Below are 24768 nucleotides of genomic sequence, written 5' to 3' on the forward strand. Positions count from 1 at the left end.
CTCAGCCCCGGTCGCCATGGGCGCCGCTCTGCGGCCGGGGCGTGACGATCTCCTCGGGCGGCAGGACCGGCGGCGCGCCGCGCGGGCGCAGCCGCTCGGCGCAGGCGATGCCGCCGAGCACCAGCGCCAGCGCCAGCGCGTCCGCGCCGTCGAAGGGCTCGCCCAGGATCAGCACCGCGAGCCCGGCGCCGAAGATCGGCACGAGGTTCACGAAGAGGCCGGCCCGGTTGGGGCCGATCATCTCGACGGCGGTCAGGAAGGTGAGCTGCGCCGCGAGCGAGGGGCCGAGCGCCACGTAGGTGACGATCGCCCAGCCGGCGGCTGTCGGCCAGAGCAGGCGGCCCGCCGCCCATTCGGCGGCGAGCGGCGGCAGCGAGGTGACGAAGGCCGCGCCCGCGAGCGCCGCGAAGAAGGCGAGGGCCGAGACCTTCGGACGCGTCGCCAGCGCGACCGTGTAGCCCGCGTAGAGCAGGCAGGCGACCAGCATCAGCACGTCGCCGCGGTTGAAGGCGAGGGTGCGCAGGATGTCGAGGTCGCCATGCGAGGCGGCGACGCCCGTGCCGACCAGCGTGATGCCGACGCCGAGACCCTGGCCCCAGGAGACCGGCTGCCGGTAGGCCAGGAAGTTCAGGATCAGGACGAGCACCGGGATCGCCCCCTGCAGCAGGGCGATGTTGACCGCGCCCGTATAGGCGCCGGCGGCGTAGAACAGGCTCGCGTAGACCGTGTAGCCGATCGCGCCCATGGCGAGGATGCGGCCCCAGTGGCGCCGCAGGGTCTCGCGATCCGCCATGACGTGGCGCCGCGCGATCGCCGCGAGGATCACGCAGGGAAAGAACCAGCGCAGGGTGGTGAGGGCCTGGGGGGAGACCTGCCCCGGTGCCCAGCGGGCCGCCACCGCGTTGCCGGCCCAGACCAGCATCGTGAACAGGAGGAGCAGGTAGGCGCGGCCCGCCCGGGAGCCGGCCGCGGCGGGCGTGCTCAGCGCGGGCTCAGCGGCGGCGGAACTGGCCGCCGCGCATGGGCGGGCGGGGACCGGAGGAGCGCTCGTCCTTGTGGCGGAACACGAGGCGGCCCTTCTCGAGGTCGTAGGGCGACATCTCGACGGTCACGCGGTCGCCCGCCAGCGTCTTGATGCGGTTCTTCTTCATCTTGCCGGCGGTGTAGGCCACGATCTCGTGCCCCTGGTCGAGCTGGACCCGGTAGCGCGCGTCGGGCAGGATCTCGAGAACGAGACCGTCGAACTGCATCAACTCTTCTTTTGCCATTCACCTTCTCCAGTCGGACCGTCTGGAAACAGGCGTTCCGGCATGCATGCGTCTTCTGGCTCGATCGATTAAAACGTCGCCGCGGCGCTTCCGATCCGCGACGGATCGGTCCGCAACGTCGGCAGACGCGCCCGGATGTAATCGCAGCCGCGCCCTGCGGCAAGGCATGCGGGCCGCCCACGGCCGCAAGCCCCGCCTTCCTCGACAGGAATCGCGCCGCTGTCTCAGGGCTCGTTGCCGGCGTAATCCACGCGCCCGTCCGGCGTCCGGCGCCAGACCCGCAGGGCGACCGCATCGCTCCCCGGATCCCCGCGGCCGTCGAAGGCGACCTCGCCGAGGCTCGTGCGGACCGGAGCCGCGCGCAGGGCCTCGGCCACCCGCCGTCCGTCCGGGCTGCGGGCGCGGGCCAGCCCCTGCGCCAGAACCTCGACCGCCATGTAGGCCGAGCCCGCGACGAGGCTCGCCTCGGGTCCGCGCGAAGGCGCCTTGCCGCGCGGCTCCGGCGCGCGGCGGTCGGGCAGGACTGTCATCACCGTGCCCTCGGCGGCCGGGCCCGCGGCGGCAAAGTCGCGGTCGCGGATGCCATCGCTCGCGACCAGGGTCGTGTCGAGCCCGGCTTCGCGCATCGCCCGCGCCAGCACGGCGGCCTCGGCGCCGAAGCCGCCGAAATACACCGCCCGCACGTTCGCCGCCTTCAGCCGGCCGACGAGGTCGCCCGCCTCGCGGCTGCCGCGGGGCAGGCTCTCGAACAGCGCTTCCGGACGGCCGCGGGCCCGCAGGGTGCGCGACACGGCGTCGGCGAGGCCGCGGCCGAAGGTCGAGCGGTCGTGCACGATCGCCACCGGACCCTCGCGGCCCGCGAGCCAGGCGCCGGCCGCCGCGCCCTGCTGCGCGTCGCCGGGCGCGAGGCGGAACAGGTTCCACAACCCTTGCGCGGTCAGCGCCGGGTAGCTCGCCCCGGGCGTCACCACGACGGCCCCGCCCGCCTCGTAGAGCGGCGCCGCGGCGGCCACGACCGAGGATTCGAGCGGGCCGACCACGAGCCGCACGCCCTCGCCGAGGAGCTTGCGGGCGGCCGCCGCGCCCTGGCGCTGGTCGCCCGCATCGTCGGCCACCACCAGGACGAGCCGCCGCCCTCCCGCGCCGCCCGCCCGGTTGATCTCGGCCACCGCCTGCTCGGCGCCCGCACGCAGCCCCTGCCCGAAGGCGGCGTCCGGCCCGGTGAGGGGGGCCGAGAGGCCGATCTTGACCGGCGCGGGCGCCTGCGCGGCGGCGGGTAGCGCGGCGGGGATCGTCATGAGGAGCGCGAGGCGGCGCGCGGCGCGAAATGCCATGATGGGCATCGATCCTCCCTGGACGCCGGCCGCGGCGCGTCGGCACCGCGTCAGCGTCGGATGTCGAGCAGGCTGCCGGAGGCCGGGGCCCCGAACGTCCGCCGGAAGTCATGGGCGAAATGCGCCTGATCGGCAAAGCCGGCGGCGTGCGCCGCCCCCGTGAAGTTCGCCCCTGCCACGACGGCCTCGATCGCCCGGCGCATCCGGGCCCAGGCGCGGTAGCGCCGAAAGGGTACGCCGACCTCGCGCGTGAACAGGTGCTGCAGGCGCGATTCCGAGAGGCCGACCATCCGGGCGAGGCGCGCGGCCGACTGGTCCGGATCGGGACGGGCGGTGAGGCGCGCGACGACGCGCAGGATGCGTTCATCGCGGGCACCGGCGCCCCGCCGCCCGGAAAAGGCCGTGAGATCGGCGAGCGACTCCCCGGCCCAGAGCGGGGCGTCCTGGGCCTCCCAGAGAGCGCGCAGCGGGCCGATCTCGCCGCCCGCGCCCAGGAGGGCGCCGCCGGATTCCGTTGTTCCGCTCAGGAGCGGGACGAGCGCGTCCGGGCCGGTCGCGCCGGGTTCGAGGTAGAGGACGCCCAGGGGCGCGCCGCCGACATCGAGCTCGTGCAGGACGCCCGCCGGAACGAGGGCGGTCCGGCACCGGACCCAGTCCTGGCCCTGCACCCGGATGCGGAAAGATCCGTAGAGCCCGGCGAGGAAGACCGGCGCGCCGTGCTGGTGCGCCGCGTTGTAGCGCAGCGGCCCGGCGAAGAAGGTGTGTGGCCCCGCCACATGCCAGACCGGGCCGAGGGCCGCCTCGCGCGGCGCAGCAGGTTCGTACAAGCACGCCCCCCACCTTTCCGCTCTCATCGTCCGGAGCGGTGCGGCCCGATCCTAGCCGGTCGCCGCGCGGGAGGATATCGGACGATGACGGACCTGACCCGGCGCCACCTCGCGGCGGCCGTGCCGCTCGCGCTCCTGGGCGCCTCGACCCGCGCCGGTGCGCAGACGCCTCCGCCCGGGCTCGAATCGGCGGCGCATTACCGGTTCGCCCTCGGGGCCTTCACGGTCACGATGCTCCTCGACGCGGCCGGCCTGATCGACGGACCCTGGCCGATCGTCGGCGAGGACCGGCCACGGGCCGAGGTCGAGCAGCTGATGCGCGAGAACCGGCTGCCGCCGGACCGATTCCAGCCGGGCTTCACGCCCGTCCTCGTCGAGACCGGGCGTGAGCGCGTGCTGTTCGACACCGGCAACGGCGCCGTGGGCTTCGTGCCGCGGCCTGCGGGCGGGCGGCTCGCGGCGCGGCTGCGCGCCGTCGACGTCGAGCCCGAAACGATCACCCATGTGGTCCTGACGCACGGACACACCGACCATATCGGCGGCCTGATGGAGGCGGGGCGCGCCGCCTTCCCCGGGGCCACCCTCGTCATCGGCGCCGCGGAGTTCGATTTCTGGCGGAGCCCCGAGCGCCTCGGAGCGCCGCCGGAGGATTACGCTTACCGGTCAGCGCAGGTCTTCCGCAGCCACCTCCTGCCGCTCGCGGAGCGCGCCCGCCTCGTGGCGGACGGCGACGAGATCGTGCCGGGAATCCGCGCGCTGGCGGCCCCGGGCCACACGCCCGGCCACCTCGCCTACCACGTCGAGAGCCAGGGCAAGCGCCTGCTCGTCTGGGGCGATTGCGCCCACCACGAGGTCGCGTCGCTCGCCCAACCCGGCTGGCACGCCCTGTTCGACATGGATAAGGCCGAGGGCGCGCGGACGCGGGAGCGGATCTACGACATGGCCGCCCGCGAGGGGCTGCTGGTCGCGGGCTACCACACCAGCTTCCCCTCCCTCGGCTACGTGGTCCGGGCCGGGACCGGCTACCGCTGGATCCCGGTGACCTACCAACTGCTCTGACTAGCCGCTCCGGGTCGGCCGCTACTCCGCGGCGACCAGCGTCTCCCGCCGCACCCGCTCCAGCGCCGCGGGCTTCGGCCCGCCGGTCGCCCAGTCGAGCAGCTCGACCGTGTGCACGATCGGGATGTCGGTGCCTTTCCCGATCTGGGTGGCGCAGCCGATGTTGCCGGTGGCGATGAGGTCGGGGCGCGTGCGCTCGATGTTGGCGACCTTGCGGTCGCGGAGCTTGGCCGCGATCTCGGGCTGCAGGATGTTGTAGGTGCCGGCCGAGCCGCAGCAGATGTGACCCTCCGGCACGTCCTTCACGGTGAAGCCCGCCCGCTTCAGGAGCGCCTTCGGCTCGGTGCGGATGCCCTGGCCGTGCTGCATCGAGCAGGCCGAATGGTAGGCCACCACGAGATCGGTCTCGACGACCGCCTCCATCAGGCCCAGGGCCGCCACGTACTCGGTGACGTCCTTGGCGAGGCCTGAGATCCGGGCCGCCTTCTCGGCGTAGGCCGGGTCGTCCCGGAACATGAAGCCGTAATCCTTGATCGTGGTGCCGCAGCCGGAGGCCGTGACCAGGATCGCGTCGAGGCCACCGCGCTCGATCTCGGCGGTCCAGGCGTCGATCGTCTGCTTGGCCTGGGCGTGCGAGGCGTGGTCCTTGCCCATGTGGTGGGTCAGCGCCCCGCAGCAGCCCTCCGTAGCGTGCACCACCTCGACGCCGTGGCGGTTGAGCAGGCGGATCGCCGCCTCGTTGAAGTCCGGGCGCAGCACGCTCTGGGCGCAGCCGCGCAGCATCGCCACCCGGCGGCGGGTCGTGCCGACGGACGCGGCCGGGAAGCTGCCCGACCGGTTCGTCGGGTTGTCGCGGGGCAGCGCGTCGGGCGCGAGATCGAGCATCGCGGCGAGCCGGTTGCCGACGCGGGGCAGGCGCGCGACGAGGCCGCGGAAGGGCTGGCCGAGCTTGGCCGCCGTCAGCGCCAGCCGGAAGCGGCCCCGGTGCGGCAGCACGAAGGCCAGCAGCGCCCGCATCAGACGGTCGTCGGTGGGGCGCTGGTAGGTCTTCTCGATATGCGAGCGGGCGTGGTCGACGAGGTGCATGTAGTGCACCCCGGACGGGCAGGTCGTCATGCAGGAGAGGCAGGAGAGACAGCGGTCGACGTGCTTGACCACCTCGGCCGAGGCCGCCTTGCCGCCCTCCAGCATGTCCTTGATCAGGTAGATGCGCCCGCGCGGGGAATCGAGTTCGTCGCCGAGCAGCAGGTAGGTCGGGCAGGTCGCGGTGCAGAAGCCGCAATGCACGCAGGTGCGCAGGATCTTTTCCGAGGCCGCCATCGCCGGGTCGGCAAGCTGGGCGGGGTTGAAGTTGGTTTGCACGGTTCCTTGTCCCAAAGCCTCGCCCCGGCCGGGGCGGCCAAATCCCTGAGCATCGTCCCGAAAGGTGGTTGCCGGCTTTCGGGACGATGCTCTAGACGCCCGCGTACATTCGGCCCGGGTTGAACAATCCAACCGGGTCATGGGCGGCCTTGATCCCCTGCGTCACCCGCATCAGGGGCTCGGCGAGCGGCTCGAACACCGGCACGGCGGCGCGCACGGCGTCCGGCGCGCGCACCAGCGTGGCGTGGCCGCCCTGCGCCTTGACCGCCGCACGGATCGCGGCCGCGCCCGCATCGCCCTCGGCCGAGGTCTCCAGCCAGACGAGCCCGCCGCCCCAGTCGTAGTACCAGCGGGCCGACAGTGTCCGGGCGATCGCGGCAGTGAGCGCCGGCCCGCGGGTCGGTGCGGTGGAGAGGCGCCAGACCGCCGCGCCCGTGCCCGCGAAGGGGGCGACGTCGCGGATCCGGGCCCAGAGGTCGGCGGCCTCCACCACCTGCGGCGCGCCGAAGCGCTTGAGGAGGCGGCGCAGCTCGCCCAGCCGGTAGTCGATCGAGTCCGAGAACCCTTCGAGGCGCATCAGGGTGCGGGCCTCGCCCCCGTCGAGCCCGGCCGGCAGGTGGGCGGCGCCGGTCAGCTCGAAGGGCGAGCCGAGCGCGGCCGAGAGCGCCTCGACCGCCCGGGCGTCGTCGAGGCCCGCGAAGGCGAGCGTCGCCACGCGCTCCGGCACCGGCAGCACCTTGAAGGTCACCTCGGTGAGAAGGCCGAGCGTGCCCCAGGAGCCCGCCATCAGCTTGACGAGGTCGAGGCCGGTGACGTTCTTCATCACCCGCCCGCCGGACTTGATCGCCTCGCCCCGTCCGTTGACGAAGCGCACGCCGATCAGGCTGTCGCGCGCTGCGCCCGCGTTGATGCGGCGGGGCCCGGAATTGTTGATCGCCGCCACCGCCCCGAAGCTGGGCTTGCCCGTTGAGCCCAGCAGCGCCCGGTGATCCATCGGCTCGAAGGGCAGCATCTGGTTGCGGGAGGCGAGCAACGCCTGCACCTCGGCGAGCGGCGTGCCGGCGCGGGCCGCCACCACCATCTCGGCGGGCTCGTACAGGGTGATGCCGGAGAGCGCCCGAGCCGAGAGCGTGGCCTCGTCCTGGGGCGGGCGGCCGAGCCGGGCCTTGGTGTCGCCGCCGACGAGCCGCAGCCGCGCGCCGCGCGCGGCGGCCTCGCGTACCATAGCGGTCGCCTCGTCCTCGTCGCGAGGCTCGTATGAACCCATCGTTTCCTGCCCTGACGCCACGGCTTTCGCCGCTACTCTTGAAGCGTTCTTAGGACAGGATCAGGCGGGAGAATACCGGGGATTCAAGCGCAGGCTGCATCGCGGGGCGGAAAGGCCCTCACTCGGCCGGGACGGCAGGCGCCCGGCGCAGCGCCCCCTCGACCATCCGCCGCAGCCCGGCGATGTCGAAGGCCCAGACGAGGCCGCCGTAGAGCGCGATGCCCAGCGGCACCTGGAGCGCCAGCGCCCGGGCCGGATCGAGATGGCGCAGCGGCGCGAGCGCCAGCCCCATGGCGAGGCTTGCGGCCGCTGCCGCCAGGAGCGACCCCCAGGGCAGGCGCAGCCGGTCGGGACCCGTGAGCGCCCGCCAGCCGAGCCAGGCGCAGCCGGTGCAGAGGCCGAGCGTCTGCGCAAGCGGCACGCCCGCGGGCCCGACGAGGCCGGGCAGGACGAGGAGGCCAAGGCCGTTGACGGCGAGCCCGGCGCCGGCCGCCGCGATCACGGGGAGCGTCCGGCGGCGGATCTGGAAGACCGGGTTGAGCGCGTAGAACATGATCGCAAGGGCGAAGAGGCCCGGCAGCAGCAGCCCGGCGTAGAAGCCGAAGGGTCCCCGGTAGGCTTCGGGCACGACGAGGCCCTGGATCGCCGGCAGTACGGCCCAGAATCCGACCGCGCAGGGCATGAGCAGCGCCACCACCACCGCGACGTTCTGCGCCACCTGCGCCTCGGCCGCCGCCCGCCCGTGCCGCTCCTCAGCGCGCACCGCGAACTGGAACAGCAGGAGGTCGAGCGCGGTGCCCAGCGTTGTGATGCTGCGGCCGGCGACATCCGCCGCGAGGGCGAAGTAGCCGGCCTCGGCGAAGCCCGCGTGGGCCGCGATCACGCCGCGGTTGAGGAAGGGCAGGAGCTGGTAGATCGCGGTCGCGGCGATCAGCGGGAGGCCGTAGGCCAGGAACTGGCGCCAGGTCGTGCGGATCCGCGCGCCGACCGGGGCCGAGACCGGATCGCGCAGGGGGCCGTAGAGCATCAGCACCGAGAGGATCGGGCCAATGCCGGCAGCCGCCAGCACCCAGGCCGGATGGACGAGGAACCAGGCGGCCCCCGCCATGCCGACGAAGGCCAGGACGTTCTTGGCCGCCATCAGGCCGAGATAGAGGCGCCCGTCGAAGCGGGCGCGGGCCAGCGCGGCGTGATAGTCGAACACGCCGTTGCCGACCGCCGCCACCATCGTGCCGGCGAGCATCGCGGCCCGCCCGTCCGGTCCCTCGCGGTAGCCGAAGGCCAGCGCCACGGCCGCCGCCGCCATCAGCGCAAGGCCGATCAGGCCGTAGGCTCGGTCGAGGCTGTGCCGGATCCAGGGCGCGTCGAGCCGCACCCGGTCCGAGTAGAACCGCGTCGCCGAGAGGCGCAGCCATTCCAGCACCAGGGTGTTCAGCACGATGGCGCCCGCCGTCGCCAGCGCGAAGCGGCCGAAATCGGCCGGCCCGAGCAGCATCGCGAGCAGCAGCCCGAGGCCGAAGCTCAGGCCGGCGTTCAGGACGAAGGCGACGATCACAGCCATCGGGCAGCCCCGCTCGGCTCCCGCACCGGCCGGGGGCGGGACGAAGTCGGTGCTAGCGGGCGAGTCGCCAAGAATGTCCTAATTGTCGTCTCCCTGGTCGCGGCTCCGCCGGTCACCTCGCAGTCACTTGGCCAGTCACTTGGCCAGTCGCTTGGCCGGTCACGACGTCGCCGATCGCGCTGGGGAGCGTCGGATCCCCACCGGTTGCGGGCGTCGGGGTCGCGGACTCGAGACTTCCGGAACCGTAAGGCGAGGCTTGCCGTTCCTGGGCATCCCAATTCTCATGGAGCAAGCCCCATGCGCCTTCTCGTTCCGGCCGCCGCGATCGTCCTGGCCAGCCTCCTCCCGCAGGCCGCGAGCGCCGAGACCACGGTGATCCGCCGCGACGCTCCCGACACGGTGGTGGTCGAGCGGCCCGCCGTCGAGCGCAAGACCGTCGAGACCCGCGAGACCAGCGACGGCTGTGCCTCGAAGACCGTCACCAAGACGAACGAGTACGGCGACCGTAAGACGGTGACCAAGGAGAGCTGCGACTGAGGCGGGTGCGATCGCCGCAGCGAACACACGGCTTCCCCTCTCCCCGCGGTCGGGGAGAGGGGAATGACCTCGTTCAGGGGAGCCTAAAGCGCCTTCTCGTAGCGCCAGGCCTCCATCCCATCCTCGTAATAATCCGGCCGCACGGCGAAGCGCGTGTAGCCCCGGCGCTCGTAGAGCCGGATGCCGGCGCCGTTGTCGGCCCGGACCTCCAGGCGCAGGCGGTCGCAGCCCCGGGCGCTCGCCTCGGCTTCCGCCGCACCCAGGAGCGTGCCGCCGATGCCGAGACCGCCGCGGGCGGGCGACACGGCGATCGAGGAGAGCCGAGCGATGCGGCTCGCGCGCCGCCGCTCCAGCACGGCCGCCCCGACCAGAACCTCCTCGCCGCCTTCCAGGGCAAGCGCCACCACGACGCTCATGGTGGGCGAATCGATCGCGTGGCGGATCGCCCGGCGCTCGGCCCGGTCGGTGGCGAAGGCGGCGTGTTCCAGCGCGACGAGGGCGTCGAGGTCGGCACGCCGGGCCGGGCGCAGGACGATGTGCGCCGCCGTCTCCTCCGTGCCGGCGCTGGCCGGCCGCGCCGCCATGTGCGAGCGGGCCGCGCTCACCGGGAAGCCCCGGGTCGGATCGGGCGGCGGGGCGGCATCGTCGGGCAGGCCATGAATTCGCTCAAGCTCCGGGGCGTGCGCCGGTCCCGGCCGGACCGCTCGGCCGATCGGGATCACTTACGTACGTAGCCGCAGAGGACATGCCCGCGCGCCGCCCGTTTGGGAAGCCCGCGCGGCCACGGCGCGTCGTTTGTGCAACAGCCTGCCACGGCGGTGGGTTGCGCCCGGAAATCACAGCCCGGTGCCTTGTGCGCAGGCTGACGCGGCCGTATATCGCCCCTGCCCAATTTCGCACGTGCCTGTGGCCGCGTGTCGGTTGGTGGGCATCCGGTCAACTGCCGGACAGCCGCCAGGGGTCTTAAAGGATCGATGGTCGCAAGGGTGGATCCCTACGGCCGGCATCCGGGTGGCGACACCAGACCCCGACAACAACCGACAGCCGGAGGCGAAACCGGCGAACCCCGCTCTCCACGGGGGACGCAGCTTAAAGCAACGACGAACGGGCTTTTTTGGTCTCGTCGGCCCTCCAAAGGCCGACACCGAAGAGGCTTGTTTATCCTTGCCCGGCGTGCGGTTGGGGTTTCCCCATACCAATCCACGGCAGCTTCCGGGTGCTCTGCGCCCGCGTATGTCCGCGCGTCTCCAACGCGTGCGGATGACGCGACGCATCGCCCCCTGACGCCGACGGCCGCCTGCGGCCGTCATGATCGACATCATGCGCCCGCGTGACCGGGCGCAGACGATATCTGCTGGGGAACGCTCATGACCGATCGTATCCGCGACTTCCTGCGCGTGCGCCGCGACCTCGGCCAGGACGAGGGTCCGGTGATGGTGCTCGACCTCGAGGTGGTGCGCGACAACTACACGGCGTTCGCCCGCGCGCTCCCCGACACCCGCGTGTTCTACGCCGTCAAGGCGAACCCGGCTCCCGAGGTGCTGCGCCTCTTGGCCGAGATGGGCTCGTGCTTCGACACGGCGTCCGTCGCCGAGATCGAGATGGCGCTCGCCGCCGGCGCCTCGCCCGACCGCATCTCCTTCGGCAACACCATCAAGAAGGAGCGCGACGTCGTCCGCGCGCTGAAGCTCGGCATCCGTCTGTTCGCGGTCGATTGCGAGGTCGAGGCCGACAAGATCGCGCGCGCGGCCGAGGCCGCCGCGGTCGAGACGGCCGAGATCCAGGTCTTCTGCCGCATCCTCTGCGACGGCGCGGGCGCCGACTGGCCGCTCTCGCGCAAGTTCGGCTGCGTGCCCGAGATGGCGGTCGACGTGCTGGAGCACGCCCATCGCGCGGGCCTGCACGCCTACGGCGTGTCGTTCCACGTTGGCTCGCAGCAGGCCAACACCGAGGCCTGGGACGGGGCGCTGGCCTCGGCCGCGACGATCTTCCAGGAATGCGCCACCCGGGGCATCGGCCTGTCGATGGTCAATCTCGGCGGCGGCTTCCCGACCAAGTACCTCAAGGCGGTGCCGGGCGTGGAGAGCTACGGCGACGCGATCTTCCGCGCGCTCACCAAGCATTTCGGCAACCAGATCCCGGAGACGATCATCGAGCCGGGCCGCGGCATGGTCGGCAATGCCGGCCTGATCGAGGCGGAAGTGGTGCTGGTCTCGAAGAAGTCCCAGGCCGAGGACGAGGTGCGCTGGGTCTATCTCGACATCGGCAAGTTCGGCGGGCTGGCCGAGACGATGGACGAGTCGATCCGCTACGCGATCCGCACGGAGCACGACGCCGACCGCATGTCCCCCTGCGTCATCGCCGGGCCGACCTGCGACTCGGTCGATGTTCTGTATGAGAAGCAGCACTACCCGCTGCCGGTTTCCCTCTCGATCGGCGACAAGGTGCTGATCGAGGGCGCGGGCGCCTACACCACGACCTACGCGGCGGTGGCCTTCAACGGCTTCCCGCCCCTACGCCAGATCGTGATCTGACCTGCATCGGCGCGCGGAACGCGCGCCGATGCAGGCGGGTTCTCGAACCCCACGCTGCAAAGCCTTGCAGATCCCCGTCCGGCCGCCTTCCGCGGCCCGGCCGGTCTCGTGTCCACGCCCCATTCATCGATCCCGGGGATGATCGGTCATGATCGAGATCCGCACCGAGCACGCTGCCGACGTCGCGCCGCGCGAGCGCCTGCTCGACGCCTGCTTCGGCCCGAACCGCTTCGCCAAGACCTCCGAGCGCCTGCGCGAGGGGCGTGTCCCCACGCGCGGCCTTGCCTTCACGGCGACGCGCGCCGGCCGGCTCGTCGGCACCGTGCGCCTGTGGAACGTTGATGCGGGCGGCTGCCCGGCGCTGCTCCTCGGCCCGCTCGCGGTCGATCCGGCGATCCAGCGCCAGGGACTCGGTAGCGTGCTGATGCAGGCGGCGCTCGGCCGCGCGGAGGCGCTCGGCCACGGGGCGGTACTGCTCGTCGGCGACGCGCCCTACTACGCCCGCTTCGGCTTCGACGGGGCGGCGGCGCAGGATCTTGCCATGCCGGGGCCATTCGAGCGTCAGCGCTTCCTCGGGCTGGAACTGCGCTCGGGCGCGCTCGCCGGCGCCGCGGGTATCCTGCGAGCGACCGGCGCGCCCGCCCCGGTGCCGGCCGTCGAGACCTTCGCCGAGGTGGCGCGACGACGCGCTGCGTAAGGGCTGAAGGGTCGTCCGGATGATGGCCGCGGACGCCCGCGGATCCCCTCTCCCCGCCCAAGGGCAGAGGGGGAGGCGCGGCACGAGCCCCTACGGAATGTCGAGGATCTTGTGCGTCTGCAGCGACAGGCGCCAGCGCGCGTCGCGGCGGCAGTAATCCACCGCCGCGCGCGTGTTCTCGGCCCCGGCCGGCCCGTCCATCGGCTGGAGGAAGCGGTGGCGGAAGGGCAGGTCGGCGAGCGTCGCCGGGTCGATCTCGGGCTGGGGGTAGACCAGCTTCAACTCGTGGCCGGAGCGCTGGACCAGCGGGTTCGCGCCCTTCGGGCTGACGCAGATCCAGTCGATGCCATCGGGGGCCGCCACCGTGCCGTTCGTCTCGACCGCAATCTCGAAGCCGCGCGCGTGGACCGCCGCGATCAGGGACGCATCGAGCTGCAGCAGCGGCTCGCCGCCGGTGAAGACGACGTAGCGGGCGTGGGCGCCGCCCTCCCAGGTCCGGTCGATGGCGTCTGCCAGAGCGTCGGCCTCGGCGAAGCGGCCGCCGCCCGGCCCGTTCACGCCGACGAAATCCGTGTCGCAGAAGCGGCAGGCAGCGGTGGCGCGATCCTGCTCGCGGCCCGACCAGAGGTTGCAACCCGCGAAACGGCAGAACACCGCCGCACGGCCCGCCTGCGCGCCCTCGCCCTGGAGGGTGTGGAAGAGTTCCTTGACCGCGTACGCCATCGTCCTGCCGTTCGGCTCCCGCGCTCGACCCTTTGCGCGGTGCACAAGACCTGCAGATAAGCGTCCCGGCCTGGATGCGCCATCGCGGGCGCGCCATGCTCTCGCCACGGTGGCCGCGTTGAACGGCTCCGGGGTGCAGATCCGATCGACCGGGCTCGCCGGACCGCGCTGACCGTCCTACCTCCGCCCTCGTGTTTCGGCGGTGCGGAAGGGACAGCGGGTCTCAGGCGCTGCCGCGGCGTTCCACACCGAAGTCAGGCCGGATGTCGAATCGAATTCTGAAGCGCTTCGCCGGCGCGGTCGCGGCGCTCGCGGTGCTGGTCGGAGCGGCGGAGGCCGCCACGGCGCCGATCCTGCTGGTCGATGCCGAGACCGGCAAGGTGATCTACGGGCAGGCGGCGACCGATCCCTGGTACCCGGCCTCGATCACCAAGCTGATGACGGCCTACGTCGCCCTCGACCTCGTGCGGCAGGGGCGCGCCTCCCTCGACACGCTGATCACCATCTCGCCGGCCGCGGCCGCCGAGCCGCCCTCGAAGATGGGCTTCCGACCCGGCACGCAGCTCACCCTCGACAACGCCCTCAAGATCATCATGGTCAAGTCGGCCAACGACGTGTCCTGGGCGATCGGCGAGAGCCTCGGCGGCTCCGTCGAGGGCTTCTCCGACATGATGAACGAGACCTCGCGGCGCATCGGCATGCACGAGAGCCGCTGGTACAACCCGAACGGCCTGCCGGACGCCCGGCAATGGACCTCGGCCCGCGACATGGCGGTGCTCGCCCGCGCGCTGATGCGCGACTTCCCCCAGCACCGCGACCTGTTCTCGATCTCGGCGATCCAGTTCGGCAAGTCCGTGATGGCCAACCACAACGGCCTGCTCGGGCGCTACGCAGGCGCCGACGGCATGAAGACCGGCTTCATCTGCTCGGGCGGCTTCAACGTGGTGGCGAGCGCTACCCGCAACGGACGCCGGGTCATCGCGGTGGTGATGGGCCAGCCGAGCGCGCGCGAGCGCGACCTGAAGACGGCCGACCTGTTCGACTACGCCTTCACCCAGTCGGCCGGGTGGACCAGCCCGAGCCTCGACGCGCTGCCGGCCTCGGCGAGCGCGGCGCCGCCCGACATGCGGCCCTTCATCTGCGGCGGCCGCAAGGCGCCCGCGATCGACGAGGGCCCGGGCGCCATCGCCGGCAACGGCGCCGAGGGCGCCATCGCGCAGTTCATGGGCCAGACCGCCGCCGCCTCGCCGGCCGCCGCCATGGCGGCCTTCAGCACCGCGGCGATCCGCAACCGCACGCTGCCGCCGCGGGCGCCGCTTCAGCCGATCGCGGTCTGGATCGGCCGCAGCCCGGCCGAGGGCCAGACCCTGCTGGCCGAGCAGGAGAACGCCGCCAAGAATGCGGCGGCGGAAGCCCGCGCCGCCAAGCTCGAGGCCGCCAAGGCCAAGCGCGAGGCGGCCAAGGAGGCTCGCGCCGCCAAGCTCGCGCAGGCGAAGGAGCGCGCCGCGGAGGCCAAGGCGAGCGCGGCGGCCAACGCCCCGGCGAAGCCGAAGCCCGCCGCCGTCGCCGCCAAGGCGGCGCCCGCGCAGAAGGCCGCCGCGCGCAAGCCGCAATCCGGCGGCATCCCGCAGAGCGCGACCGCCTACACCTCCACGGCGGCCGACACGCCCGTGATCCCGGCGGCCAAGGCGAAGCCGGCGCACAAGCCCGTCGCCAAGTCATCCTCTAAGCCCGCGCAGCAGGCCAAGGCGGCGAACAAGCCGGCGAAGCCGAAGGCGGACGAGTAGGGGAGGGCGCGCGGCGCCTTCAGGTGAGGATCCGGCCGCGCGTCTCCTCGCGGATCCCCGCGACCGCGAGGGCGGCGAGCGCGAGCAGCACCGCGAACAGCCCGATCGCCGCCGCGAAGCTCACCGCCACCACGAGCCCGAGCGCCGAGGGGGCGAGCAGCCCCCCGACCCGCGCCAGCGCCCCGGCCGCGCCCATGCCGGTGGCGCGCGCGGCGGTGGGGAAGAGCTCCGGCGTGAAGGCGTAGAGCGCGCCCCAGGCGCCGAGCATGGCGAAGCTCATCAGCAGGGTCGCGCCGGAGATCACCAGCGGATCGACGGTCGCGACGTAGAGCGAGCAGCCGGCTGCCGCCGTCAGCAGGAAGCCGATCAGCGTGCGCCGCCGCCCCCAGCGCTCGACCCCGTAGGCGGCGAGCGCGTAGCCCGGCAGCTGAGCGAGCGCCACCAGCACGAGGAAACCCTGCGCCCGCAGGAAGCCGAGCCCCGAGGCCGCGAGCTGGGCCGGCAGCCAGACAAACAGCCCGTAATAGGCCATCGAGACCAAGAGCCAGACCGCCAGGATCAGCAGGAACGGCCGCCGCAGGGGCGCCGCCAGCAGGCGCGGCGGTGGGCCCGCCTCGGGCTCGCGCCGGAGCGTGCCCGCCGTAAAGGGGCGCCCGTTCGCCGCCGCCATCCGGGCGAGCACCCTGTCGGCCGCGTCGAGCCGGCCCCGGCGCCAGAGGAAGTAGGGCGATTCCGGCACCCAGAAGCGCAGGCCCACGCCCAGGAGCGCCGGCAGGGCAGTGGCCGCGAAGATCCAGCGCCAGCCGTCCGGACCGCCCCAGGCGGCAGCCGCCCAGCTCACCAGCGCGAGAGCCAGGGTGCCCACGGCCCAGAACGCTTCGAGCAGGACGAGCCAGCGCCCGCGGCGGGCGGCCGGCAGGAACTCGGCCATCGCGGCGTAGTCCACCGGCAGGGTGCCGCCGACCGCGGCGCCCGTGAGGAAGCGCAGGGCCAACAGGCTCGCGAAGTCGGGCGCCAGCGCCGAGGCGAGGCCGAAGGCGGCGTCCGCCAGCACGGTGCCGATCAGGACCGCGCGCCGCCCGACCCGGTCGGCGAGACGCCCGAAGCCCCAGGCCCCGAGCATCATGCCGAGGAAGAAGGCGGTGCCGACTTGGATCGCCTGCGGCACCGGGATGCCGAACGACGTTGCCAGCGTCGGGGCCGCGAAGCCGATCGCCAGCACCTGCATCGCGTCGGCCGCCCAAACGAGGCCGAAGATCGCCAGGAGGCGGGCCTGAAACCGGCCGGTCCCGACCCGCGCGAGGGCCGCGTCCAGGGAATTCGCCGCACCCGTCATGCTATGGTCCGCCTCGCGTCGTGCTTCGGGCCCGGCGCGTGAGGCCCGGTCGCGCCCTCTTACCGCAGCTTGACCGCCGACGAAGCGGAGATCCGATGCCCGTCACGATTCACGCCGTGCCCGAGGGCGGACTCAGTGAGGCCGAGATCGCGCGCTGGCGCGCGGTGCCGGTCGCGGTCGCGGCCGACCTCGCCCGCGGGGCCGACCAGATTGACCCGGCGATCCGGCCGCTCAACCCGCCGGGGCGCCAGCCGCGCCTGTTCGGTCGGGCGGTCACGGCCCTCTGTGAGCCGCCGGATTTCGGTGCGGTGCTGCACGCGGTCGAGCGGATCGGCCCGGGCGACGTGCTGGTGATCGCGGCGGGCGGCCGGTCCGAGACCGCGATGATCGGCGAGATCGTGGGCGGCCACCTGCGCCGCCGGGGCGGGGTCGGCCTCGTCTGCGACGGAGCGATCCGCGACGTCGGCGTGCTGGCGGGCTGGGCCGACCTCTCGGTCTTCACCCGGGCGATCACGCCCCGCGGCCCGGCCTCCGCCGAGCGTGGGGCGGTGAACGCGCCGGTGGTCGTCGGCGGCCGGCTCGTCGCCGCGGGCGACCTGATCATCGGCGATGACGACGGACTCGTCGCGCTCGCGCCGGAGACGGCGCGGGACCGCATCGGCGACGCGGAGGCGAAGCTCGCCCGGGAGGCGGAGTGGGAGGCGAGCCTCGCGGCCGGCCGCTCGGTCCGCGAGACTTTCGGAATCGCAGCGGCGGTCGGGGACGGCGCGTGAGGACGCGGCGCAGCCCGGATCCGCCTCAGTCTCAGCCCGGATCGGAGAAGCCGTAGAGCCGGCGCGGGTTGTCCACGAAGTACCGGCGGCGGTCCGCCTCGTCCGGGATCCAGTCCGCCACGAGGTCGAGCAGGTCGCCGATCCGCGGCGGCCCGGCCCAGGCGGCGACGTGCGGCCAGTCCGAGCCCCAGAGGCAGCGCCCGGGCGCCGCCGCGTGCAGCGCGCGGGCGAAGGGGATCGTGTCGGCGAAGGGCGCGCCCGCGACCGAGGTGCGGAAGGCGCCCGACAGCTTCACCCAGGCCCCGTCGCGCACGAGATCGACCAGCGTGCGGAAGCCCGGATCGTCGAGCCCGGCCGAGGTCGGCATGTGGCCCATATGATCGACCACGAAGGGCACCGGCAGGCGCGCGAGCCGGGTGGCCAGCGGCGGCATCTGGCGGGCGTCGATCAGGAACTGCAGGTGCCAGCCCATCTCACGGGCGAGTGCGCCGTAGGCCTCCAGATCCGCGAAGCCGACGCCGCCGCCGAACAGCACGTTGAGCCGCAGGCCCGCCACGCCCGCCGCCTTGAGGTCGGCCAACTCCCGGTCGGGCAGGCCGAGCGGGATCACCGCGACGCCGCGCAGGCGCTCGGGGTTTGCCCGCAGGGTCTCGACCATGCGCCGGTTGTCGGTGCCGTGTACGCTGACCTGGATCAGCACGCCGTTGGCCATGCCGGTCGCGTCGAGCATCGCGAGGTAGCGCTCGCCGGGCGCGGCGGGCGGGGTGTAGCTGCGCTCCGGCACCAGCGGGTAGGCGGGCGGCAGGCCGATGACGTGGGCGTGGGTGTCGACCGCGCCCGCCGGCACCCGGTAGCGCGTCGGGCCGCGCGGGCTCGGATCGGGGGCGGGGCAGGGGGGACTCGCGTCCGATGTCTCGCTCATGCGGGCCTCCGGCTCAGGCGTCGACATCAGGATTCGGCATGGAGCACGCGGCCCCGCGTCTCGGGCAGCGCGAAGGCCGCCACGAAGAACACCCCGTAGGCGATGGCCGCGAAGATCGCGATGGCGCCCGCCAGCCCGACCCCGGCGGAGAGGTAGCCGACGAGCGCCGGGAACAGGGCGCCGACGCCGCGGCCGAAATTGTAGCAGAAGCCCTGGCCCGAGCCGCGCAGGCGCGTCGGGTAGAGCTCGGTGAGGAAGGCGCCCATCCCCGAGAAGTAGCCCGAGGCGAAGAAGCCGAGCGGGAAGCCCAGAACCCAGAGCACCGCGTTCGAGAGCGGCAGCTGCGTGTAGGCCAGGATGACCGCGATGGCGCCGAGCGAGAAGATCAGGAAGAGCGGGCGCCGCCCGAGCCGGTCGGCGAGCCAGGCGCCGACGAGGTAGCCGGCGAACGAGCCGATGATCAGCGCCGCGAGGTAGCCCGTCGAGGAGACGACTGAGAGGCCGCGCTCGGTGGTGAGGAAGCGCGGCAGCCAGGTGGTGATGGCGTAGTAGCCGCCCTGGCAGCCGGCCGAGGCGAGCGAGGCCAGGATCGTGGTCCTCAGGATCGGGCCGGAGAAGATCTCCCAGATCCGCGGCCGGTCGCCGGAGGCCGCGGCCCGCGCTCTCGCCTCGACGGCGACCTCGGGCTCCCGCACGTAGCGGCGCAGGTAGAACACGAGGAGGGCCGGGAACGCGCCGATCACGAACATCCAGCGCCACGCGCTCTCGGGCGGCAGCCACGTGAACAGCACCGCCTGCGCCAGCACCGCCATGCCCCAGCCGATCGCCCAGCCGGACTGGACCGTGCCCACCGCGCGGCCGCGATACTGCGCCCGGATGGTCTCGCCCATCAGCACGGCGCCCGCCGCCCACTCGCCGCCGAATCCCAGCCCGAGGAGCGCGCGGGCGACGAGGAGCTGCTCGAAGTTCTGCACGAAGGCGCAGACGAGCGAGAAGAACGAGAACCAGAGGATGGTGATCTGGAGCGTCAGCACCCGGCCGATCCGGTCGGCGACGAAGCCCGCGAGCCAGCCGCCGAGCGCCGAGGCCAGCAGCGTCACGGTGGCGGCGAGCCCCGCGGTGCCGGGTTCGACCTGCCACAGCCCGATGATCGTGCCGATCACCAGCGGGTAGATCATGAAGTCCATGCCGTCGAGCGCCCAGCCCGCGGCACAGGCCCAGAAGGTGTGGCGCTCCGTCGGATTCATGCTCCGGTAGAAGGCGCCGAGGCTCGCGTCGTCGATCGCGACCCGCTCGATCCCCGCCCCACCGGGCCCCGTCGCCGAACTCATGCCGCCTCCCGCCGATGATGCGGATGCGTAGCACGGCGCCGACGCGTTGGAATACCGGATGCCTGGTTGCCTCCCGGGGACTTGATATCCTTCGGGAGGTTCAGGGATCGGCGCCTCAGGCGGCGCGCACGGTCGCGAGGAAGCGGCCGACCTCGGCGTTCAGGTGCTCGGACTGGCGCGACAGCTCGTCGGCCGCGCCGAGCACCTGGGCGGCGGCGGCCCCGGTCTCCTCGGAGGCCGTGGCCACGCCCGCGATGTTCGTGGTCACCTCGTCCGTGCCGGCCGCGGCCTGGGTCACGTTGCGCACGATCTCCTGGGTTGCCGCGCCCTGCTCCTCCACCGCCGCCGCGATCGATGTCACGGCGCCGCTGAGTTCGCGGATGCGCGCCGATATGCCGCCGATGGCGCTCACCGCCTGACCGGTCGAGCCCTGGATCCGGCCGATCTGCTGGGTGATCTCCTCGGTCGCCTTGGCGGTCTGGTTGGCGAGTTCCTTGACCTCGGCCGCCACCACCGCGAAGCCGCGCCCCGCCTCGCCGGCCCGCGCCGCCTCGATCGTCGCGTTCAGGGCCAGCAGGTTCGTCTGGCCCGCGATCTGCGAGATCAGCGCCACCACGTCGCCGATGCGGGCGGTCGCGCTGCTCAACTCCTGCACGAGGGCGGAGGTCTGCTCCGCCTCGCCGACCGCCGCCTCGGCGAGCCCGGCCGAGCCGTCGACCTGCCGGCCGATCTCCGAGACGGAGGCGCCGAGTTCCTCGGCCGCCGCCGCGACCGTCGTGACGTTGGCCGCCGCCTGCTCGGCCGCCGCCGCGACCGAGACGGACTGGCCGGCCGTCTCCCGCGCGGTGGACGCCATGCTCTGGGCGGTGGCCTGCAGCTCGCTCGCCGCCGACGAGACCGTGCCGATGATGCCGCCGACCGCGCGCTCGAAGCCGTCGGCCATCTCGCGCATCGCCGCCTTGCGCTGTGCTTCCGCGCCGGCACGGGCGAGCGCCGTCTCCTCCTCCAACTGGCGCGTGCGGATCAGGTTGTCGCGGAACACCTGCAGGGCCGCGGCCATCGCGCCGATCTCGTCGCGCCGGCCCGCCCCCGGGATGGCGAGCCCTGTCTCGCCGCCGGCGAGGCGGTTCATCGCGTCCGTGATCCGCCGCGCCGGCCGCCCCACATGCAGGACGAGCCCGAGGATGGCCGCCGCGATCACCGCGACCACGAGGCCGACGAGGAGGAGGGTGAAAGTGAGGCCGCGCTCGTAGACGGCCCGGGCCCGGTCGCCGCTGGCGCCCGCGTAGCCGTCGTTCAGCTCGACGAGCTTCTGCAGCTCGCCCAGTACCTTGCCGATCCCGGTCGACATGGTGGTGATGTAGATCTTCTGAGCGCCGTCCCGGTCGCCGGAAGCCGCAATGGCGGCGATCCGCGCCTGGAGGCCCTGGTAGGCCTCCCACTCACGCTCGTAGGCCGCGAAGAGGGCCTGCGCCTCGGCGGTCGCGGGGAGCGCGCGATAGGCGGAACGCAGGTCGGTGAGCTCGCGGTCGCGCTTGTCGACGGTCGCCTGGACGTCGGCGCGCAGCTCCGGCGTGTCCGCCGAGATGATCCGCACCCCGTTGACGCGCTGCCGGAGCACCAGAACCTGGATCTTGCCGAGGATCTGGGTGGCCGGCAGGTGGGTGTCGCGCAGCTCGGCTGCCTCGCCGTTGACCGCGCGCAACTCGCGCACCGACAGCGCGCCGAGCGCCGCGACGAGGCCGAACATGATCGCGAGGCCGAGCCCGACCTTGGCACCGATGGTGCGCAGTCCCGACATGGTCATTCCTGTAGATCCCGGGGCCGGTCGCATTCGGGCGGCCCGCTTCTGACTCCATCCAGATCGTAGCGGGCAATCCTTAATCGCCTCGCAAGCCCGGGCTTTGCCGGCTTCAAGACCGCACATTCTGTCATCTTCGTGCCGCACCGATAGGCGCTCGGCGGGTCGGGGCCCTGCCGCAGGAGCGGGCTTCATCGGGCGCCAAAATGCTGTAGACGAGCCTCTTCGACGGGCGCGTCCGAGCGGCGCGTCCCAGCCGCCCGAGCCGAACGCCCCACCATGCCCACCGCTTCGCTCCCAACCCGCCCCGTGCCGCGCCCCGGTGTCGCGGCGATCGAGGCCTACGTCCCCGGCAAGAGCGGCGCGCCGGGCGGTCATAAGGTCTACAAGCTCTCCTCGAACGAGACGCCGCTGGGCCCGAGCCCGGCCGCGATCGCCGCGGCGCGCGCGACCCTGGACGACCTCGCCCTCTACCCAGACGGCAGCGCGACCGTGCTGCGCACGGCGATCGCGGAGCGCTACGGCCTCGACCCGGCCCGGATCGTCTGCGGTGCGGGCTCGGACGAGCTGCTCTCGCTCCTCGCCTACGCCTATCTGGCGCCCGGCGACGAGGGCCTGTTCAGCGAGCACGGCTTCCTCGTCTACCGCATCGCCATCCTGGCGGCGGGCGGCGTGCCGGTGGTGGCGCCCGAGCGCGACCTCACCACCGACGTCGACGCGCTCATCGCCCGCATCAGCGAGCGGACGAAGATCGTCTACATCGCCAACCCCAACAATCCGACCGGCACCTACCTGCCCTTCGAGGAGGTGCGCCGCCTGCACATGGCCCTGCCGCCCCACGTGCTCCTCGTCCTCGACGGGGCCTACGCGGAGTATGTCCGCCGCAACGATTACGGCTCCGGGCTCGACCTCGTGCTGGAGGCCGACAACGTCGTGATGACCCGCACCTTCTCGAAGATCCACGGGCTCGCCGCTCTGCGGATCGGCTGGATGGTGGCGCCCGCGCACGTGGCCGACGCGGTCAACCGCATCCGCGGGCCGTTCAACCTCTCGGCGGCGGCGATCCGGGCGGGCGCGGCGGCGATCGGGGACGACGCCCACGTGGCCGCGGCGGTCGCCCACAACGACGCCTGGCTCGCCCGCCTCACCGAGGAGGTCCGGGCGCTCGGCCTCGCCGTCACCCCGAGCGTGGCGAACTTCATCCTCGTCCACTTCCCCGACGAGCCCGGCCGCTCGGCGGCGGCGGCCGACGCCTTCCTGTCGGGCCGCGGCGTGATCACCCGGCGCGTCGCCTCCTACGGCCTGCCGGACTGCCTGCGGGTCACGGTCGGCAGCGAGGCCGCCAACACGGCCTTCCTCGGCGCGCTCCGCGACTTCCAGCGGGGCGCGCATGCCTGAGGCGGGAGCGGCGCCGCTCGGGCGCCTCGCCATCGTCGGCCTCGGGCTGATCGGCTCCTCGATCGCCCGCGGCGCCCGCCGCTACGGGCTGGCCGAAACCATCGTGGCGATCGACCGGGACGAGGCCGTCCAGACGCGCGTGCGGGACCTCGGCCTCGCCGATCAGGTCACGGGCGACGCGGCCGAGGGCGTGGCGGGGGCCGATCTCGTGATCCTCTGCGTGCCGGTGGGCGCTGTGGGCGCGGTCGCGGCCGAGATCGCGCCGCATCTCGCACCCCGCGCGATCCTCTCGGATGTCGGCTCGGTGAAGGGCTCGGTGGTGGCCGCAGTCGCGCCGCACCTGCCCGAGGGCGTGGCCTTCGTGCCGGGCCACCCGGTGGCGGGCACCGAGTATTCGGGGCCCGATGCGGGCTTCTCCACCCTGTTCCAGAACCGCTGGTGCATCCTGACCCCGCCCGAGGGCACGGACGAGGCGGCGGTCGCGCGGGTGCGCGGCCTCTGGGAGGGCCTGGGCGCTATCGTCGAGACGATGAGCCCGGAGCACCACGACCTCGTGCTCGCCATCACCAGCCATGTGCCGCACCTGATCGCCTACAACATCGTGGGCACGGCAGCCGACCTCGAGGAGGTCACCCAATCCGAGGTGATCAAGTTCTCGGCCGGCGGCTTTCGTGATTTCACCCGGATCGCCGCCTCCGATCCGACCATGTGGCGCGACGTGTTCCTGACCAACAAGGACGCGGTTCTGGAGATGCTCGGGCGCTTCAACGAGGATCTGGCCGCGCTCGCCCGGGCCATCCGCTGGGGCGACGGCGAGGCGCTGCACGCGCTCTTCACCCGCACCCGCGCGATCCGCCGCGGCATCGTGGCGATGGGCCAGGAGACGGCCGAGCCGGATTTCGGGCGCCGCAAGGAGGGTTGAGGAGCGGGGCCGGAGGACCGCTCAGGCCGCCCGCGGCCGCAGTCGACCGAGGAATGGCCCGCGCTCCCAGGCCCGCGTCAGGGCCTGCCCGGCCCGGATGCCGGGCCGCTCGACCGCGAGATGGACGAAGGCCGCCAGCAGGATTGCGGCGAGAGCCGCGACCGGGATCAGCAGTGGCAGCAGCCCGATCGGGACCATTCCGGTGATGGGCGCGAGATCGACGAAGAGCGCGCTCAGCACCAGCCCGTGCAGCAGGTAGACGCCGTAGGAGCAGGCGCCGAGCACCCGCGCGCCGCGCGAGCGCAGCAGCCCACTAAAATCATTCCCGCAGGCGACGCAGACGAAGAAGGCGCCGTAGAGCGCGAGCGCGGCGGGCTTGCCCGACACGACCTGCGTGGTCGCGGCGAGGACGAGCGCGGCTATGGCGAGGCCGGCGGCGGCCGGGCCGCGCAGGCGGGCGGCCAGGCCCTCGCGCAGCCGCACCTCGTAGGCCAGCATGCCGACGGCGAAGAGCGGCAGATAGCCGATCAGCGGCAGGACGTTCTTCAGCGGTCGCAGGAGCAGCGCCCCGACGAGGAGCCCCGCCGGCACCCACCAGGTCGGCGCCCGGCCCCGCACCCGGTCCATCGCGGCGCAGCAGGCCGGCAGCACCAGGATGTAGAACAGCAGCTCGTAGCGCAGCGACCAGAGCACGTGGGCGTTCATCCGCCCGCTCTCGGCCTCGCCGAGGAGCGGCGGCGTGCCCGCGCAGGCGAGCCAGCGCAGCAGCGCCGCCGCCTCCTCGTGGAGCGGACGGGCGTCCGCCCCGCCGGTCCGCCAGAGGATCAGGCCGAGGATCATCAGGACCGAGGCGACGAGGGCCGGGTAGAGCCGGAACAGACGGCCGAGATAGAGGCGGCCGAGGTCGAGCCCGCGCAGGCCGCCGAGGATGCGGGGATAGAAGACGTAGCCCGTCACCATGAAGAACAGCCCGACGCTGCCCGCGCCGAGATTGTGCAGCGGCAGCGATGCGGGCGTCGCCCAGGCCGCGCCGGCGCGCGCCACGGAAATCCAGATCGCGAAATGGTGGACGAGCACCGCCAGGGCGAGCAGGCCGCGCAGGCCGTCGATGGAGGGCTCGCCGTCCGCAGGGACCGGAAAGCCCGCGCGGGCGAGGCCGTGCCCAGCGACGAGCGCGGTGGCGTAGGCGAGCGCGCCACAGAGCAGGATGTCCGCGACCGGACCGAACACGCGTGCGTCCCCGATGAACCAGAGGGATCAGCGTGACCGGGCACCCGCCGCCGCGCAACCCGGGGTCGGGCGCTTCGGCGGCCGGTGTGGTCCGGTTGC

Annotated in this window: 22 protein-coding genes; 8 read left to right on the top strand and 14 right to left on the bottom strand. The window is 73.2% G+C overall.

What is annotated here, in order from left to right:
- Nucleotide 1 precedes the first annotated feature (1 nt).
- The 4 genes from DK427_RS06740 to DK427_RS06755 form a co-directional block, all read right to left on the bottom strand.
- Nucleotides 2–922 (bottom strand): DMT family transporter, encoded by a 921-nt coding sequence (locus DK427_RS06740; protein ID WP_109950584.1) that lies wholly within the window; start codon nucleotides 920–922, stop codon nucleotides 2–4.
- A 70-nt stretch (nucleotides 923–992) separates the two neighbouring features.
- Nucleotides 993–1268: a translation initiation factor IF-1 gene (infA, locus tag DK427_RS06745; RefSeq protein ID WP_066922146.1), complete on the bottom strand. Its 276-nt coding sequence runs from the start codon at nucleotides 1266–1268 to the stop codon at nucleotides 993–995.
- A gap of 224 nt (nucleotides 1269–1492) precedes the next feature.
- A complete protein-coding gene (locus tag DK427_RS06750; protein ID WP_109954046.1) occupies nucleotides 1493–2602 on the bottom strand; it encodes a branched-chain amino acid ABC transporter substrate-binding protein in 1110 nt (369 codons plus the stop codon).
- Between the two features lie 50 nt (nucleotides 2603–2652).
- Complete coding sequence (locus DK427_RS06755) at nucleotides 2653–3429, bottom strand: AraC family transcriptional regulator (RefSeq protein ID WP_245930826.1); 777 nt, start codon at nucleotides 3427–3429, stop codon at nucleotides 2653–2655.
- A gap of 84 nt (nucleotides 3430–3513) precedes the next feature.
- Between DK427_RS06755 and DK427_RS06760 the strand changes: the two genes are divergently transcribed.
- Nucleotides 3514–4488, top strand: a complete 975-nt coding sequence (locus DK427_RS06760; protein ID WP_109950586.1) for an MBL fold metallo-hydrolase — start codon at nucleotides 3514–3516, stop codon at nucleotides 4486–4488.
- Between the two features lie 21 nt (nucleotides 4489–4509).
- Here the strand turns inward: DK427_RS06760 and glcF are convergent, their stop codons facing one another.
- From glcF to DK427_RS06775, 3 genes are all read right to left on the bottom strand, one after another.
- On the bottom strand, nucleotides 4510–5850 hold the full coding sequence (gene glcF / locus DK427_RS06765) for a glycolate oxidase subunit GlcF (protein WP_109950587.1): 1341 nt from the start codon (nucleotides 5848–5850) through the stop codon (nucleotides 4510–4512).
- A 91-nt stretch (nucleotides 5851–5941) separates the two neighbouring features.
- The gene (gene glcE, locus DK427_RS06770; protein WP_109950588.1) at nucleotides 5942–7117 is read right to left on the bottom strand and encodes a glycolate oxidase subunit GlcE; all 1176 of its coding nucleotides are present in this window, start codon (nucleotides 7115–7117) and stop codon (nucleotides 5942–5944) included.
- A gap of 118 nt (nucleotides 7118–7235) precedes the next feature.
- Nucleotides 7236–8678 carry a lipopolysaccharide biosynthesis protein gene (locus DK427_RS06775; RefSeq protein ID WP_109950589.1) on the bottom strand — a complete coding sequence of 481 codons (1443 nt, stop codon included), beginning with the start codon at nucleotides 8676–8678 and terminating at the stop codon, nucleotides 7236–7238.
- Nucleotides 8679–8975: 297 nt separating this feature from the next.
- Between DK427_RS06775 and DK427_RS06780 the strand changes: the two genes are divergently transcribed.
- Complete coding sequence (locus DK427_RS06780; protein ID WP_109950590.1) at nucleotides 8976–9215, top strand: hypothetical protein; 240 nt, start codon at nucleotides 8976–8978, stop codon at nucleotides 9213–9215.
- A gap of 83 nt (nucleotides 9216–9298) precedes the next feature.
- Here DK427_RS06780 and DK427_RS06785 read toward each other — a convergent pair whose 3' ends face one another.
- Nucleotides 9299–9799 (bottom strand): GNAT family N-acetyltransferase, encoded by a 501-nt coding sequence (locus DK427_RS06785; protein ID WP_109954047.1) that lies wholly within the window; start codon nucleotides 9797–9799, stop codon nucleotides 9299–9301.
- Nucleotides 9800–10582: 783 nt separating this feature from the next.
- Between DK427_RS06785 and DK427_RS06790 the strand changes: the two genes are divergently transcribed.
- Both DK427_RS06790 and DK427_RS06795 read left to right on the top strand, forming a co-directional pair.
- A complete protein-coding gene (locus DK427_RS06790) occupies nucleotides 10583–11749 on the top strand; it encodes a type III PLP-dependent enzyme (protein WP_109950591.1) in 1167 nt (388 codons plus the stop codon).
- Between the two features lie 148 nt (nucleotides 11750–11897).
- The gene (locus tag DK427_RS06795) at nucleotides 11898–12446 is read left to right on the top strand and encodes a GNAT family N-acetyltransferase (protein WP_109950592.1); all 549 of its coding nucleotides are present in this window, start codon (nucleotides 11898–11900) and stop codon (nucleotides 12444–12446) included.
- Between the two features lie 90 nt (nucleotides 12447–12536).
- Here DK427_RS06795 and queE read toward each other — a convergent pair whose 3' ends face one another.
- Nucleotides 12537–13169 carry a 7-carboxy-7-deazaguanine synthase gene (gene queE, locus DK427_RS06800; RefSeq protein ID WP_109950593.1) on the bottom strand — a complete coding sequence of 211 codons (633 nt, stop codon included), beginning with the start codon at nucleotides 13167–13169 and terminating at the stop codon, nucleotides 12537–12539.
- Between the two features lie 263 nt (nucleotides 13170–13432).
- Between queE and DK427_RS06805 the strand changes: the two genes are divergently transcribed.
- The gene (locus DK427_RS06805; RefSeq protein WP_109950594.1) at nucleotides 13433–14956 is read left to right on the top strand and encodes a D-alanyl-D-alanine carboxypeptidase family protein; all 1524 of its coding nucleotides are present in this window, start codon (nucleotides 13433–13435) and stop codon (nucleotides 14954–14956) included.
- A 19-nt stretch (nucleotides 14957–14975) separates the two neighbouring features.
- Here DK427_RS06805 and DK427_RS06810 read toward each other — a convergent pair whose 3' ends face one another.
- Complete coding sequence (locus DK427_RS06810; RefSeq protein WP_109950595.1) at nucleotides 14976–16292, bottom strand: MFS transporter; 1317 nt, start codon at nucleotides 16290–16292, stop codon at nucleotides 14976–14978.
- A 95-nt stretch (nucleotides 16293–16387) separates the two neighbouring features.
- Here DK427_RS06810 and DK427_RS06815 point away from each other — a divergent pair, with 95 nt between their 5' ends.
- Complete coding sequence (locus DK427_RS06815) at nucleotides 16388–17065, top strand: RraA family protein (RefSeq protein WP_109950596.1); 678 nt, start codon at nucleotides 16388–16390, stop codon at nucleotides 17063–17065.
- Between the two features lie 31 nt (nucleotides 17066–17096).
- Here DK427_RS06815 and DK427_RS06820 read toward each other — a convergent pair whose 3' ends face one another.
- From DK427_RS06820 to DK427_RS06830, 3 genes are all read right to left on the bottom strand, one after another.
- Complete coding sequence (locus DK427_RS06820) at nucleotides 17097–17987, bottom strand: amidohydrolase family protein (RefSeq protein ID WP_109954048.1); 891 nt, start codon at nucleotides 17985–17987, stop codon at nucleotides 17097–17099.
- Between the two features lie 26 nt (nucleotides 17988–18013).
- Nucleotides 18014–19318, bottom strand: a complete 1305-nt coding sequence (locus tag DK427_RS06825) for an MFS transporter (protein ID WP_109950597.1) — start codon at nucleotides 19316–19318, stop codon at nucleotides 18014–18016.
- A gap of 115 nt (nucleotides 19319–19433) precedes the next feature.
- The gene (locus tag DK427_RS06830; RefSeq protein WP_425452561.1) at nucleotides 19434–21125 is read right to left on the bottom strand and encodes a methyl-accepting chemotaxis protein; all 1692 of its coding nucleotides are present in this window, start codon (nucleotides 21123–21125) and stop codon (nucleotides 19434–19436) included.
- Between the two features lie 273 nt (nucleotides 21126–21398).
- Between DK427_RS06830 and hisC the strand changes: the two genes are divergently transcribed.
- On the top strand, nucleotides 21399–22517 hold the full coding sequence (gene hisC / locus DK427_RS06835) for a histidinol-phosphate transaminase (protein WP_109950598.1): 1119 nt from the start codon (nucleotides 21399–21401) through the stop codon (nucleotides 22515–22517).
- Nucleotides 22510–23439, top strand: coding sequence for a prephenate/arogenate dehydrogenase family protein (locus tag DK427_RS06840; protein WP_109950599.1), 930 nt, complete (start codon nucleotides 22510–22512; stop codon nucleotides 23437–23439). Before hisC ends, DK427_RS06840 begins: the two co-directional genes overlap by 8 nt.
- A 21-nt stretch (nucleotides 23440–23460) precedes the next feature.
- Here DK427_RS06840 and DK427_RS06845 read toward each other — a convergent pair whose 3' ends face one another.
- Entirely contained in the window at nucleotides 23461–24669 is a 1209-nt protein-coding gene (locus tag DK427_RS06845; RefSeq protein ID WP_162559717.1) for an acyltransferase family protein, read from the bottom strand.
- Nucleotides 24670–24768: the final 99 nt, after the last annotated feature.

Source organism: Methylobacterium radiodurans (assembly GCF_003173735.1).
GTDB lineage: Bacteria > Pseudomonadota > Alphaproteobacteria > Rhizobiales > Beijerinckiaceae > Methylobacterium > Methylobacterium radiodurans.